16 protein-coding genes are annotated in these 16440 nt (G+C 40.3%); 7 read left to right on the top strand and 9 right to left on the bottom strand.

Annotation, left to right across the window (positions count from 1 at the left end):
- Nucleotides 1-84: 84 nt before the first annotated feature.
- Entirely contained in the window at nucleotides 85-927 is an 843-nt protein-coding gene (locus ACM5BR_RS13030) for a DegV family protein (RefSeq protein ID WP_416828602.1), read from the bottom strand.
- Nucleotides 928-1139: 212 nt separating this feature from the next.
- Between ACM5BR_RS13030 and ACM5BR_RS13025 the strand changes: the two genes are divergently transcribed.
- Both ACM5BR_RS13025 and ACM5BR_RS13020 read left to right on the top strand, forming a co-directional pair.
- A complete protein-coding gene (locus tag ACM5BR_RS13025; protein ID WP_416828393.1) occupies nucleotides 1140-1778 on the top strand; it encodes a YigZ family protein in 639 nt (212 codons plus the stop codon).
- A gap of 47 nt (nucleotides 1779-1825) precedes the next feature.
- Nucleotides 1826-2773, top strand: coding sequence for an LCP family protein (locus tag ACM5BR_RS13020; protein WP_416828601.1), 948 nt, complete (start codon nucleotides 1826-1828; stop codon nucleotides 2771-2773).
- 144 nt (nucleotides 2774-2917) lie between these two features.
- On the opposite strand, the gene ACM5BR_RS13015 is transcribed toward ACM5BR_RS13020, so the two are convergent.
- The 7 genes from ACM5BR_RS13015 to galU all read right to left on the bottom strand — a co-directional run bounded on the left by ACM5BR_RS13015 (nucleotide 2918) and on the right by galU (nucleotide 9508).
- Nucleotides 2918-3100, bottom strand: coding sequence for a hypothetical protein (locus ACM5BR_RS13015; RefSeq protein WP_416828392.1), 183 nt, complete (start codon nucleotides 3098-3100; stop codon nucleotides 2918-2920).
- Between the two features lie 2 nt (nucleotides 3101-3102).
- Nucleotides 3103-3354: a hypothetical protein gene (locus ACM5BR_RS13010; RefSeq protein ID WP_416828391.1), complete on the bottom strand. Its 252-nt coding sequence runs from the start codon at nucleotides 3352-3354 to the stop codon at nucleotides 3103-3105.
- Complete coding sequence (wecB, locus tag ACM5BR_RS13005; protein ID WP_416828390.1) at nucleotides 3344-4459, bottom strand: non-hydrolyzing UDP-N-acetylglucosamine 2-epimerase; 1116 nt, start codon at nucleotides 4457-4459, stop codon at nucleotides 3344-3346. Before wecB ends, ACM5BR_RS13010 begins: the two co-directional genes overlap by 11 nt.
- 122 nt (nucleotides 4460-4581) lie before the next feature.
- Complete coding sequence (locus ACM5BR_RS13000; protein WP_416828389.1) at nucleotides 4582-5904, bottom strand: UDP-glucose dehydrogenase family protein; 1323 nt, start codon at nucleotides 5902-5904, stop codon at nucleotides 4582-4584.
- 249 nt (nucleotides 5905-6153) lie between these two features.
- The gene (locus ACM5BR_RS12995) at nucleotides 6154-7236 is read right to left on the bottom strand and encodes a glycosyltransferase family 4 protein (RefSeq protein ID WP_416828388.1); all 1083 of its coding nucleotides are present in this window, start codon (nucleotides 7234-7236) and stop codon (nucleotides 6154-6156) included.
- Between the two features lie 16 nt (nucleotides 7237-7252).
- Entirely contained in the window at nucleotides 7253-8497 is a 1245-nt protein-coding gene (locus tag ACM5BR_RS12990; RefSeq protein WP_416828387.1) for a flippase, read from the bottom strand.
- A gap of 132 nt (nucleotides 8498-8629) precedes the next feature.
- Nucleotides 8630-9508: a UTP--glucose-1-phosphate uridylyltransferase GalU gene (gene galU, locus ACM5BR_RS12985; RefSeq protein WP_416828386.1), complete on the bottom strand. Its 879-nt coding sequence runs from the start codon at nucleotides 9506-9508 to the stop codon at nucleotides 8630-8632.
- 669 nt (nucleotides 9509-10177) lie between these two features.
- Between galU and ACM5BR_RS12980 the strand changes: the two genes are divergently transcribed.
- The 3 genes from ACM5BR_RS12980 (at nucleotide 10178) to ACM5BR_RS12970 (ending at nucleotide 13533) form a co-directional block, all read left to right on the top strand.
- Nucleotides 10178-11245, top strand: coding sequence for a glycosyltransferase family 4 protein (locus ACM5BR_RS12980; RefSeq protein ID WP_416828385.1), 1068 nt, complete (start codon nucleotides 10178-10180; stop codon nucleotides 11243-11245).
- A 153-nt stretch (nucleotides 11246-11398) separates the two neighbouring features.
- A complete protein-coding gene (locus ACM5BR_RS12975; RefSeq protein WP_416828384.1) occupies nucleotides 11399-12157 on the top strand; it encodes a polysaccharide deacetylase family protein in 759 nt (252 codons plus the stop codon).
- Nucleotides 12158-12369: 212 nt separating this feature from the next.
- Nucleotides 12370-13533: an acyltransferase gene (locus tag ACM5BR_RS12970; protein ID WP_416828383.1), complete on the top strand. Its 1164-nt coding sequence runs from the start codon at nucleotides 12370-12372 to the stop codon at nucleotides 13531-13533.
- Between the two features lie 113 nt (nucleotides 13534-13646).
- Here the strand turns inward: ACM5BR_RS12970 and ACM5BR_RS12965 are convergent, their stop codons facing one another.
- Nucleotides 13647-13802 (bottom strand): hypothetical protein, encoded by a 156-nt coding sequence (locus ACM5BR_RS12965; RefSeq protein WP_416828382.1) that lies wholly within the window; start codon nucleotides 13800-13802, stop codon nucleotides 13647-13649.
- 227 nt (nucleotides 13803-14029) lie between these two features.
- Between ACM5BR_RS12965 and ACM5BR_RS12960 the strand changes: the two genes are divergently transcribed.
- A complete protein-coding gene (locus ACM5BR_RS12960) occupies nucleotides 14030-15376 on the top strand; it encodes a cytochrome ubiquinol oxidase subunit I (RefSeq protein ID WP_416828381.1) in 1347 nt (448 codons plus the stop codon).
- Nucleotides 15373-16398 carry a cytochrome d ubiquinol oxidase subunit II gene (locus ACM5BR_RS12955; protein ID WP_416828380.1) on the top strand — a complete coding sequence of 342 codons (1026 nt, stop codon included), beginning with the start codon at nucleotides 15373-15375 and terminating at the stop codon, nucleotides 16396-16398. The genes ACM5BR_RS12960 and ACM5BR_RS12955 overlap by 4 nt, the downstream gene beginning before the upstream one ends.
- Nucleotides 16399-16440: the final 42 nt, after the last annotated feature.

Genomic DNA, 16440 nt, shown 5'->3' with positions numbered 1-16440 from the left:
GTAAGTACTATAATTAGCATTATTAACAAAATGTAAATATTTTTATCCTAGGGCCAAATTCTTCGTTACTCACTAGCAGGAATATTATCTTTTATACCAACCAAAACCAATTGCGCCTTCTCCTAAATGAGTGCCTATTACTGCCCCAAAGTAACCAAGACTCACCTCTACATTTGGATAGGATTGTTGAATTTGCTGTTGCCATTCCTTTGCTTCTTCCTCGCAATTACTATGAATCACAACTGCTCTCATCGGTACACCTTGACTTGCCTGCTCATCAAACAGATCCATAATACGCTTACGTGCTTTTTTACGTGTCCGAATTTTATCAAAGGGAATAATGATTTTATCACGGAAATATAAAATTGGCTTCACCTGTAGTAAGCTTCCTATAAAAGCGGCTGCTCCGTTTAATCGACCGCCGCGACGTAAATGATTCAAATCATCTACAACAAAATAAGCATCGACTGACTGTTTCATTTCTTCTAAACGAGCCAAAATCTCCTCAGGTGTCTTACCGTTTCTTGCCATTATTGCTGCCTCAATCGCATAAAATCCCTGTACATAACAGCTAATTTCTGAATCAAAGGTGTATACCTTTGCACCTTCTAACATACTACCAACCGTTGTTGCCGTTTGATACGTTCCGCTAATGCCGCTAGATAAATGAATACTAATAATGGCATCATATTCCTTCGCAAGCCGTTCAAACAATTCGATAAATGCACCCACCGCTGGCTGAGACGTTTTCGGAAGCTCTTCCTGCTCTCGAACCATCGCATAAAACTTCTCTGGCAGGATATCTACTTCTTCCTGATACGAGGTATCTCCAAAAGTCACATTTAGCGGAATCATATGTATATCAAACTGTTCACGTTCATGAAGTGGAATATAAGCAGTACTATCCGTGACAATTGCTATTCTCATATCCTTACCATCCTTTAACAAATCGATTTCCAAAACCTTTTCCAACCGTCCTCTTACCGTTACAATAAATGTATTCCCATTTTATTTTTCAGCATTCCATTATTGTACATGAAAAATAGAGATGGTGCATAATAGGGAAATAAAAACAACATTTCATTTTACCATATTCCCATTAAAATACTAGAAATCTTTATAGATAGGAGCGATCGTCATTGCTTTCCCAATATCGCACAGTAAAAGAATACAAGGAACATGAGATTATCATACAAAAATCTAGATTTATTTGCTATATAGACCGCGCAACAACAGAAGAAGAAGCGCTAATGTTTATCCAAACGATAAAAAAGAAAAATTGGAATGCAACCCATAATTGCTCTGCTTATTTAATTGGCGAGCAGGATCAAATCCAAAAAGCCCATGACGATGGGGAACCATCCGGTACAGCTGGCGTTCCCATGCTAGAGGTATTAAAAAAGAAAAATTTGAAAGATACTGTAGTTGTCGTGACTCGTTATTTTGGCGGAATTAAGTTAGGCGGGGGCGGTCTAATACGTGCCTACGGTAAAAGTGTTAGTGAAGGAATCGACGCGGCTGGCATCGTCAATTGCACTCTTATGCGCATCATGCACACTAGAATTGATTATACCTTACTTGGAAAAGTAGAAAACGAACTACGCAAATCCCCCTATAAGTTGAAAGCCATTCAATACATAGAGGACGTCATGGTTGAAACCTACGTAGAAGAAGAGCAGAAGCAAGCATTCCAAAATTGGATGACAGAGCTTACGAATGGACGAGCGAGCATTGCAGAAGGGGATATGCTATATTTGGAAGAAGATACTAATAATTAGTATTTCTAGAAAAGTGAGGTGTGCAGGTGGATCGCTATGAATACTTAATGCAGCGAAAACATATAAAACGGCGAAGACGCCGAATCATACTCGTTAGCATTATCATGATCCTTTTCATGTCTATCAGCTATTACGCCTATAGCTCCTACGCATCTCTATCCCATATATATAGCGGGTTTAAACGAGATAAATCAACCCTACGTGCAGAAAGCGTAGAAATAACGAAAAAACCATTTAGCGTACTTGTAATGGGAATCGAAGACTATGCTACGAACGGAGCAAAGGGAAGAACCGATTCTCTAATCTATCTCACTATTAATCCAAATACAAAGCAAATTAGCATGGTCAGTATCCCTCGTGACTCTCGGGTAACCCTTGCTGGTCGAAACACGAAAGACAAAATAAACGCTGCTAATGCCTACGGCGGCGAAAAAATGGCAATCGAAACCGTTGAGCAATTTCTACATGTACCTGTCGATCATTACGTAAAAATTGACTTCAAAGGATTCAAAGAAATCGTAGGTGCCGTTGATGGCGTAACAGTCGACGTACCCTTTGATTTCAAAGAACGCTCCGATGTCAATTGGTACAAAGAAATCCAATTTACAAAAGGACCACAAACACTAGACGGCGAAGCAGCTCTCGCCTACGTACGCATGCGAAAAGAGGACCCAACCGGTGACTTTGGCCGCACCAAGCGCCAACGACAAATGCTCGCTGCCGTCGTAACCAAACTCAATTCACCAAGCTCCGTATTCAAAATAAATGATATTGCCAAAGCCATCGGCAACAACATAAAAACGGACATTAGCGTTAACGACGGAATCGCACTCTACCAAAAATTCGCTGGATTTGATCCAGCTGCTATGACCACTCTTACATTCGAAGGTAAGGATGAAACAATTAACGGTACATACTACTATGCACCGGATCCTGGAAGTGTAGCACAAATACACAATACATTGACGCAGAGCTTAGAGCTGCCTGCGAAGTGAAGACAGTTTAGTTCAAGAGACCTATTTTGAGAGAGGACTTCCGTTTGGGGTCCTTTTTTTGTGTATGGATTCATTACTAACCCGATTTTGCTGGGTTCGCCGTTAAACTATCTTCTTTCGCCGTTAAATACTCTACTTTCGCCGTTAAAACTCTCGTTCACCGTTACATACCCTGGTTTCGCCGTTACACCCTCCTTTTTCGCCGTTAAACTTTCTGCTTTCGCCGTTAAATACTCTACTTTCACCGTTAAAACTCTCGTTCACCGTTACATACCCTGGTTTCGCCATTAAACTTTCTGCTTTCGCCGTTAAATACTCTACTTTCACCGTTAAAACTCTCGTTCACCGTTACATACCCTGGTTTCGCCGTTACACCCTCTCTTTTCGCCGTTAAATACTCTGCTTTCACCGTTAAAACTCTCGTTCACCGTTACATACCCTGGTTTCGCCGTTAAACTCCCTGCTTCCGCCGTTAAATACTCCCGTTTCGCCGTTAAACTCTCTTCTTCCACCGTTAAACCTAAAAAAGAACCGTTAGAAGGATTCCCTTCTAACGGTTCTTTTTTAGATTCACTCAGCAAAATGATTTAAAATTGCTTCGACAATGCGTTCTGATGCATGACCATCACCGTACGGGTTAGAAGCGTGAGCCATTTTATCATGGGCTTCTTTATTGGCAAGCAATTCATCTGCGAGGTTAAAGATCGTTTCTTCATCGGTGCCAGCAAGCTTTAATGTACCGGCTTCAATTCCTTCTGGACGTTCGGTTGTGTCACGAAGCACAAGTACCGGAACACCAAGAGAAGGCGCTTCCTCTTGCACGCCGCCTGAATCGGTTAAGATTAAGTAGGAGCGAGATGCAAAGTTATGGAAGTCAATGACATCAAGCGGTTCAATAAGATGAATGCGTGCATCATTTCCTAAAATGTCGTTTGCAATTTCACGCACGACTGGGTTCATATGTACCGGATATACGACTTGAATGTCATCGTATTTTTCCACGAGTCTCTTAATCGCCCGGAACATATTACGCATTGGTTCACCTAAATTTTCACGGCGATGTGCTGTCATTAATACGAGACGGTCGTTCCCAATACGATCTAGCACAGGATTCGTATACGATTCTTTTACTGTTGTTTTTAAAGCATCAATTGCGGTGTTGCCCGTAATGAAAATGGTTTCCGGGTTCTTATTTTCGCGCTTTAAGTTGTCAGCTGATTTTGTCGTTGGTGAAAAATGCAAATCTGCCATAACACCTGTTAACTGACGATTCATTTCCTCTGGGTATGGAGACCGTTTATTCCAAGTGCGAAGACCTGCTTCCACATGGCCAACCGGTATTTGATTATAAAATGCAGCAAGACTTGCGATAAATGTTGTTGTTGTATCACCGTGTACAAGGACGATGTCAGGCTTTGCTTCCTTCATGATTTCATCTAATCCTTGCAATCCTCGTGTCGTAATATCAATGAGGGTTTGACGGTCTTTCATAATGTTCAAGTCATAATCGGGTGTAATTTCAAAAATGTGCAGCACCTGGTCGAGCATTTGACGATGCTGAGCAGTTACCGTCACAATCGGTTCGATTGTTTCTGGATGCTTTTGTAACTCAAGAACTAACGGAGCCATTTTAATCGCTTCTGGTCGAGTTCCAAATATCGTCATTACTTTAATACGTTGTGTCATACATTTTCCACTCTCTTTCTCATCATCGCTTGGACAAAGATGATGTACTTCCCCCATTATAGTACATAGTAGGTAGGCATGGAATAGTAGTCGATTATCTCGCTTTGAACGAAAGTCCTACGTTATACTTCGTGGTTGCTTTTTTGCAGCACAGCGGGCCGTCCGATAGAATAATAGTCGATTTCATGGTTGCTTGCCTCTTCTAAGCTATAGCAATTCCGTCCATCAAACAAAAGCGGCTGTTTCATAAGTGTTACATAATTTGCAAGCGGAATGCTTTTAATTTCGCTCCATTCCGTAACAAGAAAGGCTGCCTCTGTATCCTGCAAGGCTTCCTCTACGCTTTCTGCAAATACAACTTCTTTCGGTAATACCTGCATTGCATTTTCAATAGCCTTTGGATCATATGCTTTCACAATTGCTCCCATGTTGATCAGATAATCTGCAATCACAATAGAAGGCGCTTCTCGCATATCATCTGTATTCGGTTTAAAGGACAAACCAAGAAGTGCAACCTGTTTGCCTCGTAAATCCATCATGCTGCTTGCACGTTTTACTAACGAAATTTGCTGCTTATTATTCACTTCAATGACAGCCTTTAGCAATTGAAAATCGTGACGTACCGTACCTGCAATTTGAAGAAGCGCTTTCGTATCCTTTGGAAAACAAGATCCGCCGTAGCCGATGCCAGCATGTAAAAATTTATCGCCAATCCGCTTATCAAGCCCCATGCCATAAGCTACATCTTCAATGTTCGCATTGGTTTTTTCACATATATTAGAGATTTCATTGATAAAACTAATTTTCGTAGCTAAAAAAGCATTGGATGCATACTTAATCATTTCGGCACTGCGAATATCCGTCTTGAACATCGGAATTTTAAGCGGTTTGTAAATCTCTTCGAGTACATTTGCAACCTCTTCCCGATTGGCGCCAACGATAATGCGATCGCCATGAAAGAAATCGTATACCCCAGATCCTTCACGTAAAAATTCAGGATTTGAGGCAAATTCAACCGTAAGCCCTTTAGATAAACGCTTAGTAAGAATCTCCTCTAGATAATCATTCGTTCCGACAGGTACTGTACTCTTAGTTACAACTATGGCGTCCTTTTGAATAAGGTCCCCAATATCCTCGCATGCCTTTGTAATAAATGTTAAATTTGCAGATCCATCCTCATTAGGCGGTGTGCCGACTGCAAGAAAAATAACATCTGCATGAAAATAGGCCTCTTCCCGATCACTAGTAAACTTTAATCTTCCTGCGTACGTTGCCTCTTGCATCATTTCCGCTAAGCCAGGCTCGTAAATTGGTACGTTCCCAGCTTGCAGCTTTGCAATTTTCTCCTCATCTATATCTAAACACGTAACAGTATGACCAATATGAGCCAATCCTACCCCTGTTACAAGGCCCACGTATCCCGTTCCGACAACTGTAATCTCCATACGACACCTCTTCTACAGATCATTTTGCTTCTACTCTACGAAATTTTATTAGCTACTTCAAATTATATGTATTCAATATAAAGCTATATTGTCTTCTTGTATTCATTATAACTTTAAATCTTTAACACATTGTAAAGCTATTATAAAAAACTACTTATCTTGTTTTATACTCGTAAACTTTCGGTTCAAATCGTTTGTTCAAATGAAAAAGAGGATGCCTCGTATAATCGACCATCCTCTTATGTATTCCTATGCTAATGTTTCATACAATTGTTTATATTTTTGTATCATAATATCATTGCTAAACCGAACGTAGAAGTCATCGTGGGCTTTCTCTGCAAGCCTAGATCGTAGTACTTCGTCTTGTATAAGATTACCTACTTTTTCTGCAAGCGCCGCAGCATCCTTGCTATCTACTAAAAATCCCGTGGAGCCATCACGTATCACTTCTTCGGTGTTTCCTACTTTCGTTGCTACGATGGCTTTTTCATAGGCCATTGCTTCTAAAAGTGTTAGCGGACCGCCTTCCCAAAGGGAGGAGAGAACAAAGATGTCCATAATTTTAAACAAGTCATTGATATTCGGTGTATGACCAATGAAATGGATGTTATCGATTCCATTTGCCCGCTCTTTCAGCTCAGCTGTATATGCTTCATTTCCTTCGCCAGGAATGACAAAGGCAATCTGTTCAAATTGTTCATTTAGCAGCTTAGCCATGTCAATAAAGTACTCAAGTCCCTTTTGCACATCGAGACGAGAAAGCGTACTGATAACAAGGCTCTTCTCTGGAATACCTAGACTTCGCTTTATTTCTTCGTTAGAACGAGAGGAGGTGCGCAGCCGATCTGGATTTATAGAATTGCGAATCGACACACATTTTTCCCGCTTCATCACATAGAAATGTTGTTCATTGAAATATTTTACCGCGTCTGAAACGGTCACAATGGCATCGGCACGGTTTAAATAATAGCTGTATTTCAATTTCCCCCAGGGGTTTACGAAAAATCCGTACGTATTATGAACTGTTTCAATGACCTTTACACCACAAGCCTTAGCTGCGGTTATAGCTTCAAAGCAAAAATGCGCCTGTACAACATCAAATCCCTCACGCTTGATGAGATTCTTCAGCTCCTGAATCCGTTCTTTCTTCGAAGCAGCAGTAATTTCATAGTACAAATAGCCTTGCTTACTTAGTCGATTGCTGACCTCTCCGCCTCGGAAGGATGCTACTCGTACATCAAACCGTTTTTCGTTCGTATTTTTAACTAAATTATATATAACTTCTTCCAATCCGCCTTTATCAAGCGCTTCGGAAACGTGTAAAATTTTCATCCTGACGTCCCCTTCTCTACAGAATGCGAATGCCTCTTCTACGTAAAATGATATATTCACGTATGGTAATGCTGAGCTCCGTTAATACTACCGTCACTGCTGTACCGATATATCCGAAAAATGGTACGAGCACAAGTGCTAGTCCGATGTTAATAAACGTAGTGACAAGCATAATCCGCATGAATTCTCTTTCATACCCAAATGTAACTAAGGTTTGCACACCAAACAAATTATTAAAGCCGATTATAATTGGCAGTACCGATACGATACGAAGCGCAATAACCGTATCTACATAATGTTGTCCAAAGAAAATCGTGACGATCAAATCAGCAAAGACAAAGGTAATCACCGTTATAGGCACCGTTATAAGCAGCAATACAGGTATCGATTTCCGTATAAAATGGATGGCCTTCTCTCGCGATTCATTTGCAAGTGAGCTAATATGAGGATACAGCGTTCCAGCAACTGGGTTTACTACACTGACAGCTGCATTAATAAGCTTCTCGGCACCGCCGTAAGCAAATACATTTGCTTTATTCGATAGTAAGCCTAGCACCACCGTATTTCCCGCTGTAAATATACTGACAGCTGCATTCGAAACAAAGATGCTCCAGCCCGCTACAAACTGCTCCTTAATTTCACTCCATGTCGGAGTAATCCAGCGAATTCCAAATTTAAACCGAATCATAAACAGGGATATTACCCCAACTGCAATATAACCTGCCGACAATAGAATCGGAGAAAACATCACATCTTTCGGACTATGAATAAAAACAAAAATTCCTAAAGTAAAAATCGTTTTTGAAATGGCATTTAGAATCGTAATATACTTCATTTCCTCCATGCCTTGGAAGAAGTAAACCGGAAAGAGTACAGTTCCTACCGTAATTCCGAAAAATAAGATATAGAAAAGAAAATATTCATGGTACTTTGGCACGAATGTACAAATGAGTAGCAGCACGATAAAACTTAGCATCATTAGCATTAATTTGACCGTTAATGCTGTACTGTGTATTTTGCGCACCTTCTCCTTATCGTCCCGGACAATGGAAATTTGTCTCGTTGCCAGTAAATTAAAACCATAATCCGTTACCGTAACAAAGATAACATTCATCGCTTGCCCGGTGAAAATTAACGCTTGATTTTCGCCGCCAAGCGTTCTTGTTAAGTACGGCACGGTAATAAGAGGAAGTGCATAATTTAAAAGTTGTAAAATAGTTAATGACATAAAATTAGATAGTAATTTTCGCTTTGTTGACATAACCCACCACTTTTTTACTAAAATTTAAGAAAAGCGGGATGATAACCTTGGAACGATAGGCTTTACTATAAGAAAAAGGACACAATACTCAGGGTGCCCTTTTTGATGTATCCACTCCACAGGTTTTGCCCGTTACTTTTTGAATTGATTTACTTGTTCTGTTATAAACTCTAGAACAGGACCCCGAAGCTCTTCGTTTTGAAGGGCAAACTTAATCGTTGTTTCTACATATCCAAGCTTTTCGCCTACATCGTAGCGATCCCCTTCAAATTCGTATGCAAATACACGTTGAATACCATTCAAGCTTTCAATTGCGTCTGTTAGCTGAATTTCTCCGCCTGCTCCGATTTGTTGCTTATCTAAAAACATAAATATTTCAGGTGTTAACACATATCTTCCTATAATAGCAAGATTCGATGGTGCAGTACCAGGCGCTGGCTTTTCTACAAATTTCCGTACCTGATATCGTCTTCCCACTTGATCGATCGGATCAATGATGCCGTAACGATGCGTCTGATCATCATCCACATGCATAACCCCGATTACGGAGGAGTATGTACGCTCATATTCATCAATCAACTGACGAAGACAAGGACGCTCTGCCCGGACAACATCGTCACCTAGAAGAACAGCAAACGGCTCATCACCAACAAAATGTCTCGCACACCAAATTGCATGTCCAAGTCCCTTCGGTTCCTTTTGGCGGATATAATGAATATTAGCAAGCTCGGAAGACTTTTGCACCTTCTCAAGCAAATCCATTTTCCCTTTGTCCAGTAAATTCTGCTCTAAATCAAACACATGGTCAAAATGATCCTCAATCGCCCGTTTTCCCTTGCCTGTTACGATAATAATATCTTCAATTCCGGAATCAATTGCTTCCTCTACTATATACTGAATCGTCGGTTTATCAAGAATCGGAAGCATTTCCTTAGGCATCGCCTTCGTAGCAGGTAAAAAACGAGTACCTAAACCAGCAGCAGGAATAATAGCCTTACGAATTTTTTTCAAGATAAAATCCTCCTAATTAGAAAAGTGGAATCGGCTCGCTCAGCTCCATAGGACAGAGGTTCCTCACTTAGTAAGGTGCTTTTTACCTTACTAAAGTGAGGGTTCTCTGGCCGGAGGAGCTAGCCGATGGAACTGGACACCACCCGAGAAAAGTGGACCCGGCTCGCTCAGCTCCGGAGGGCGGAAGTTCTCACCCCAAAAAGGTGCTTTTTGCCTTTATGGGGTGGGGTTTTCCGACCGAAAGGAGCTAGCCGGGGGAACTAGACACCAAAGAAAAGTGGAATCGGCTTGCTTTACCGGGGAACTAGATATCTCCCAGAGAAAAGTGAACCGTTTTGCAAACTTCCTATAGAAATTGTTCGACCTGAAATTATCATATATATTCTGTTTTATTTCATTCTCATTATAGCTTATTTTCGATTGCTTGAAAGCACACCCATTGTACCATATTTCCCTATAATCTGCGCTATGCCTGAATATCCAGATTATTTGTAGAGAAAAATAATGACATAATGTAACATAATTCCACGGTTTCGTAATGAAATTTACAAGAAAAAAGATTGAATTCTCTTTTGTTTGTGATACGATAGCATATGAGTTGAGAATCAGAAAAAACCTGCACATAGTTTTATGTAAATGTTTGAAACTATTTTTAAGGGTGGGGTAATAGTGAGCTTGCAAACGATTTATGCATGCATTGCATCTTTCCTTACAGTGTTGCTTGTAACCCCTATCGTAATCAAGCTTGCTTTTAAAATTGGAGCGGTTGACAAGCCTAACGCTAGAAAGGTCCATACGAAAATTACGCCTCGCCTTGGCGGACTTGCGATTTTTATTGGAGCAATTGTTGGATATTTTGTTGCCGGTTTATATCATGAGCGAATGACTACGATAATGGTAGGAGCTATCATCATTGTAATGGTAGGAATTTTGGATGATATCTATACGCTGTCTCCAAAATGGAAACTTTTTGGTCAATTTCTAGCTGCTTTACTTATTGTAAAGAGCGGTTTAACGATAGGGATTCTGAATATTCCTTTTGTAGGGGATTTTGGGCTCGGCTTTCTTTCCTACCCAATCACAATACTTTGGATTATCGGAATTACAAATGCTGTGAATTTGATTGATGGATTAGACGGTCTGTCTGCCGGAATTTCATCCATTGCTCTTGCAACGATTGCTTTTATGGCATTTCATCAAAATACGGTTCTTATATTAACAATCGCTGTTATTCTTATTGCAAGTACAATCGGATTTTTGTTTTATAATTTTCACCCAGCGAAAATTTTCATGGGAGATACGGGAGCTTTATTTCTCGGCTATTGCATTTCTGTTCTATCTTTATTAGGACTATACAAAAGTGTAACCTTATTCAGTTTTATCGTACCGATTATTATTCTTGGCGTACCGGTGTTCGATACAACCTTTGCTATTATACGTAGAATTGCGAATAAAAAACCGATTTCTGCTCCAGATAAATCACATCTGCACCATCGTTTATTAGCACTTGGCTTTTCTCACCGAACAACCGTGCTCATCATCTATGGATTCGGTATTTTCTTTAGCATATGCGCAGTTATGTTTTCAAGTTCAACATTTTGGACCTCTATCATCATTTTAGTTGTCCTAACGATTGTAACTGAAATATTTGCGGAGATTACAGGAATCGTAAGTGAACGGTATAAGCCAATCATTCATATGTATCGTAAAATGAAAAAACGTCAAAATAACGTTTAATAAAGCGGAACAACCAAAAGCAACCCTCACAGTTATCTGTGGGGGTTTTCCTTTACTAAAAAATCCTTTCTCACTTCCAAAATATGCTTCGATTAACGATGGCAAAACAGAATAACCTAAAGGTAAGATTCTGTTATGTGCAAGGTGAGCAGCATGGTAAACAAATGGATGCAAGTTAGTATGATGATTTTCGTATTTCTTTTCTTATCCTCTTCAAATGCATGGGCAATTGTACCTTCAAAGCTAAGTTATCAGGAATATCCTGGCGGAGCAAAGACTTCTATTCCTCACGAACCATCAGTAAGAAAGATTGCATATTTAACATTCGATGACGGTCCAAACCGATACACCCAGCAAATATTGACTATTTTACACGCAAATCAAGTAAGGGCTACCTTCTTCGTAATTGGTACTCGCGTTGCACAAGATCCTAACATAACAAAGCAAATGCTAGAAGAAGGACATTATATAGGACTCCATAGTATGACGCACGATGTAAAGCGCTTGTATGCTAGTGATCCTTCTGCACTCGTTCATGAAATGGAAGAAACACATAACATTGTTATGGCTGCAACAGGTTTAAATACCCAGCTCGTGCGTGTACCATACGGAAGTAAACCGTTCCTTACGCAAACGTATCGTGACGCCTTGGTGAATTCCCATTTTAAACTTTGGGATTGGACGATTGACACATACGATTGGCGACCGATAAGCAGTATAGACTCGGTACTGCAGCGCATATCAAATCAGTCAAACCGGGACATAGAAGTCATTCTTATGCACGATAGTAAGCTCACTGTCGAAGCTTTGCCGCAAATTATTTCCACCCTTCGTTCCAAGGGATATCTCCTACTTCCCTACCGCCCATCTGCCCATGTAGAAGTAAACTTTTGGCATGATGTAAGACTATAACCTCTCCCCACCTTTAAGCAAAGGAAAGGTGGGGAGCTAAAGTCCGCAAAACGTAAAAAATATCATTACATCTTCCGACTCAAATAAGCATTGATAAAACGCTCCCATTTCACGCTAACGTATAATTATGTGATAGTTTTCACAATCTTTTCATTTGCTCTTGTCACAAACAATATTATAATCAATATTGTACACTAAGGAGAGGATTAACAATGACGTCACGATTGGCGAAAAGAAAAGTTCCTGAGTTAGATATTATACAGAGTCTTGCGTTTTTAGCAGTTGTATTACAAAGCTCTCTTATGTATACAATGACGCAGCCTAATCTAGCTCCTGAACAAGCTGTTATGATTGGTATGTTTTTTAATTTTGCGAAATTTTCAGCTCCGGCCTTTATTTTTATAATTGGATTTTCTCTATTTTATCATCATGAAACACAGGTGAATTATAAACTTTATATTAAAGAAAAATTCAATATGCTTATTATTCCTTATTTTGTTTGGTCGATGATTTACATCATTTCTGCGCATTCATCTATTACATTTATGCAAACACTTCAAACCCTTTTGACGGGGACAGCTGCCCCTCATTTATGGTACGTAGTCATGATGTTTCAGGCCCATATTTTGTTCCCGTTATTGTTCTTAACGTTTCATGCCGTTCGCAAACGTGTGCATTCTAAACAAAGCTTATATCGCATTATGACACTGTTTGGCATCGGCTATTTCTTGCTTATGTGGGTGTCTTCTCATTTTATTTTCAACGGGGTTACGTTGACGAGTTCTTTATTTCTCAAATATACGGATCGTTCCTTTTTGTTCTATTCCTTCTATTTCATGCTTGGAGGAGTGGCCGCCGTTACCTTACCAACGTGGCGTAAATTCATTATAAAGAACGTTCCACTAAATACGTTTTTGTTTCTCGTATTATTTGTCATCGTCGGCTACGAGCTTTTATCCTTTGACGGTATAAAAGATATTCATCTTCAGGTTTCTACTTATTTGAAACCTTCCATGTTTCTCTATATTACAGTAGAAATTTTCCTACTTTTTGCACTTGCTATGACGATTGTCCAAACTCGCTCGTTCATCAATACGATTCTTACTTTTATTAGCCGGTTTACGTACGGCTCATATTTAGCCCATGTATTCTTTCTATCAATCAGTGCAAAATTGCTAGCTATGCTTCATCTTGCTAGCAATACATTGACTTTCAGCCTCCTGTTGTTTGCAATGACGGTTCTCTTATCTCTCACAACCATTGTGGCATGCAGTCTTTTTCCGTTCGGTCATATGATCACCGGACCTGCTGTGAAATTGATGGTTAAGCTACCCATTCCGCGTATCGCATCGTTTGCGCAAAAAATAAAAAAATGAACACAAAAAGCCAAATGAAATAATATTCATTTGGCTTTATTTTATGTATACCATATACTCCTATTAAAAGCTGTTTTATTTATCCCCTAATTCATTACAACAATCCGTATTCTTTATTTTTCGATTACAACTGGTTCAGCGCTAGGACGATATAGACCTTTTACCAACTTATCATATTCTCTTCTCGTAATCTCTTTATTGTACAGCTTTAATAATAAGTCTTTGTGCTCTTTAGAGAACGCCATCTTATTAATAACCTCAGGGTACATAGGAAGCCTCCTTTTCGAATACAAACACACTAGGAACCTTTGTTCGTATTACATTATAGAACAGCTTTCGACAAAAATCAATTTGAACATTTTTATATACAGTTATTTTTTAATATTCTAACATTTCATTACAAATAAATCCATATATCTGATGTGTTTTTTGTACATTTTTTGTATATTTTTCTATTTTTAAAGGAAAATAATGAAAAAAGAAAGGGAAATTGCTGATGAATTCTGTTCAATTATCGCGTGCCTTCTTTGGTACATCGCTTGCTTTTCATATTATTTTTGCTACGCTCGGTATCGGACTGTCTCTCATGATTTTACTATTTGAATTGATGCATTATTGGAAAAAGGATAGTGACTATGCAATTATGGCAAAACGCTGGACCAAAGTATTTGCCATTTTGCTTGGTGTAGCGATTCCTTCAGGTACGATTGTCGGGACCCAGATTTCCTTGCTTTGGCCGGGATTTGCAAAAGTATTGGGACAAGTGATTGCTGTACCGTTCCAAATTGAGATATTCGCCTTTTTCCTAGAAGCATTATTTATGTCCATTTACGTATATGCAGCAGACAAGCTTTCTCCCTTTTTGCGGATTCTGTCCCTATTCATCGTTATGCTAGGAGCCACACTTTCAGGAGTACTCATCACCTCTGCCAACACCTGGATGAATACACCAGCGGGATTTTCTATGAGCGCAGATGGAACGATTTATAATGTGCGCCCTTGGGAAGCCTTTTTTAATCCTAGCTTTTTTACCGGATCGCTGCATGTGGTCATTACTGCGTTTGCTGCAGGGGCGGGAGTAGTTGCATCTATAGCAGCCTACAAGCTTTTAAAAAATAGCGAGTATCGTGAAACGACCTATCATAAAAAAGGATTGCGTATTAGCCTTCTCGTTACTTTTCTATGCGGTGTATTCATGTGGGTATCCGGTCATGCTTCGGCAGTAAATTTGCATGAACAATCACCTGAAAAACTTGCTGCAGCTGAAGGATTATTTGACACAAAGTCCCATGCCCCGCTTGTTATTGGCGGAGTGGTCGATCCCGGAGCGCAGCGGGTTAAATACGGCATCGAAGTACCATTGGCGCTCAGTATACTTGCAGGATTTTCTCCTAATACCGTTGTAAAGGGATTAAAGGACTTTCCGCAAGATACATGGCCGCCTTTTTACACCCATGTATTCTTTGATCTAATGGTCGGAGTGGCTGCTCTTACAACAGCCATTTCAGGGATTTCACTGCTGCTATGGTATCTGTCTTTTCTAAGGCAGCGAGGGCTGCCAGCTTGGCTAAAATGGCTTATCGTCGCCATCGGTCCCTTCAGCCTGCTAGGAATTGAATTTGGCTGGATCTTCAGCTGCAGCGGCCGCCAGCCTTGGGTCATTTACGGATTTCAAAGAACAACGGAAGCAGCAACGCACGCTGATTTCATAGGACCTTTATTCATGCTCTTTATCGTCTTGTATCTCTTTTTAGGAGCACTAACTGTCATCGTACTGCGCACCTTTTTCAGACGTAATCCTTTACTAGCAGAACTTGATCCATACGGAGGAGAACCATCATGAACGAACAAAGCATTGCGATTCTTATTTTATGGGCTCTAATCTTTGCTTACAGCATACTTGGCAGCATTGATTTTGGTGCTGGGTTTTGGTCAATGGTTTACGCGAACCATCGTACGTTTGCAAGTAAAATTGCCAATCGCTACCTATCACCAACATGGGAGCTAACGAATACTGTGCTCGTTTTCGTTGTCGTTGCGTTTGTCGGGCTTTTCCCGAAAGCAGCCTTCATCCTTGCCACAGTCATGTTCGTTCCCGTCACGCTCATTCTTGTTCTCATTACTGTGCGCAGCTCGTTCATGGTATTCTCCTATTCTCTGCCTCGCTATCAAAACATGATGCGCATTATTTCAGGCATTACAGGGCTGCTTATTCCAGCCTTGCTTATTACGGTCCTGCCTGTTACAGAAGGAACCTTAGTCGATTTTTCAGGACCGGTAGAGAAGCTCATGTACGGTAAGCTCTTATCGAATCCTGCCGTATACATATATATCCTATTCGGTTTAACATCTGAATTATTCCTATCCTCCTTGTTTTTAGCAGATTATTCACGGGAACAAGGATCCGAGGATGCCTATCAGGTCTACCGGCGAGCTGCAATCCTGCTTGGACCCGCAACCTTACTAACGGCTATCCTTGCCCTTGTTGCAAACCAATCGCTTTCAAGCTGGCTCATCACCAACCTAGCAAAGGAAATCCCATGGTTTGTAGCATCACTTATTTTTTTCGCCATCGGCTATTCATCACTTTGGTGGAACAACCGCTCCTATCCAACATTCGGATTCCCGCGCATCGCGGTTCTAGCTACAATTGTTCAATATGCACTTGCTAGCTACGCCTATGGCAAAGCACATCTCCCGTACATCGTCTATCCGAACGTGACAGTTGATACAAGCTTTACAACGAAGGAAACGTTCTACGCCCTGCTTATTCTATATGCGGTGGGTATTGCGATCCTTCTGCCCGGTTTCATCTTCTTCTGGAATCTCTTTTTAAAGGATCGTGCGTTTTTGAAGGAAAAATAAACAAAGAGGCTGCCACGAGCAGCCTCTTTGTTATTCGTTTTC

Origin of the sequence: Ectobacillus polymachus (assembly GCF_048159605.1) — a bacterium.
Taxonomy (GTDB): Bacteria; Bacillota; Bacilli; order Bacillales; family Bacillaceae_G; genus Ectobacillus; species Ectobacillus polymachus.
This window is presented reverse-complemented; position numbering and strand designations above follow the sequence as displayed.

Bases quoted from the DNA above. Each gene is read 5' to 3' on its own strand.
- ACM5BR_RS12960 (WP_416828381.1), top strand. From the start codon at position 14,030: ATGAATTCTGTTCAATTATCGCGTGCCTTCTTTGGTACATCGCTTGCT.
- ACM5BR_RS12970 (WP_416828383.1), top strand. From the start codon at position 12,370: ATGACGTCACGATTGGCGAAAAGAAAAGTTCCTGAGTTAGATATTATA.
- ACM5BR_RS12990 (WP_416828387.1), bottom strand. From the start codon at position 8,497: ATGTCAACAAAGCGAAAATTACTATCTAATTTTATGTCATTAACTATT.
- ACM5BR_RS12975 (WP_416828384.1), top strand. From the start codon at position 11,399: ATGGTAAACAAATGGATGCAAGTTAGTATGATGATTTTCGTATTTCTT.
- ACM5BR_RS13000 (WP_416828389.1), bottom strand. From the start codon at position 5,904: ATGGAGATTACAGTTGTCGGAACGGGATACGTGGGCCTTGTAACAGGG.
- ACM5BR_RS13020 (WP_416828601.1), top strand. From the start codon at position 1,826: ATGCAGCGAAAACATATAAAACGGCGAAGACGCCGAATCATACTCGTT.
- ACM5BR_RS12965 (WP_416828382.1), bottom strand. From the start codon at position 13,802: ATGTACCCTGAGGTTATTAATAAGATGGCGTTCTCTAAAGAGCACAAA.
- ACM5BR_RS12955 (WP_416828380.1), top strand. From the start codon at position 15,373: ATGAACGAACAAAGCATTGCGATTCTTATTTTATGGGCTCTAATCTTT.
- wecB (WP_416828390.1), bottom strand. From the start codon at position 4,459: ATGACACAACGTATTAAAGTAATGACGATATTTGGAACTCGACCAGAA.
- ACM5BR_RS12995 (WP_416828388.1), bottom strand. From the start codon at position 7,236: ATGAAAATTTTACACGTTTCCGAAGCGCTTGATAAAGGCGGATTGGAA.
- ACM5BR_RS13030 (WP_416828602.1), bottom strand. From the start codon at position 927: ATGAGAATAGCAATTGTCACGGATAGTACTGCTTATATTCCACTTCAT.